This is a genomic window from Bartonella sp. TT110JLCBS, from assembly GCF_042193405.1.
Taxonomy (GTDB): domain Bacteria; phylum Pseudomonadota; class Alphaproteobacteria; order Rhizobiales; family Rhizobiaceae; genus Bartonella.
The window spans coordinates 1-554 of sequence record NZ_JBHILT010000308.1 but is presented as its reverse complement, the minus strand read 5'-3'; the positions used below and the strand labels follow the sequence as shown (position 1 = coordinate 554).

Below are 554 nucleotides of genomic sequence, written 5' to 3'. Positions count from 1 at the left end.
GATGATGTACAGGCGGGGTCTTTAGGCGGCTTTATTGAAAAGGAAGTTAACCTATCCCATGATGGTAATTGCTGGGTGTATGATGAGGCTTGTGTCTATGGTCATGCAAGAGTGTATGATGATGCAAAAATACGCCATTTTTCTCAAGTCTGTGGTCAAGTTTATGGCAATGCTGAAGTCTATGGAAAAGCTTTTATCTCTCAATATGCTAAAGTTTATGACCATGCTTTTGTCTATGGCAATGCTCATGTTTATGGCAATGTTTATGGGTATGCTCATGTGAATGGTAGTGCCCGCATTCTTGCTGATGCTCATATTTATGATCATGCGCATGTTTCTTATGATGCTACGGTTTTTAGTTATGCACGCGTTTATGGTCATGCCAAGGTTTCTGGCTTGGCTTGTATTTATAGCCATGCAAAAATTTATAATTATGCTGTTATTAATGGTCGTGCAAAAATTTATGGCAAGGTTTATGGGAATGCTTGTGTGAGTGGCTCTTGTGAGATTTATGGCTCTGTTTATGGCAATGCTAAAATCTCATATTGTGCAAC

General features: G+C 39.2%; 1 protein-coding gene. It reads left to right on the top strand.

Going from position 1 to position 554, the window contains the following annotated elements:
• Positions 1-554, top strand: a 554-nt coding sequence (locus tag ACFILW_RS11060) for a hypothetical protein (protein WP_375685862.1), incomplete at both ends; no start/stop codon positions are given.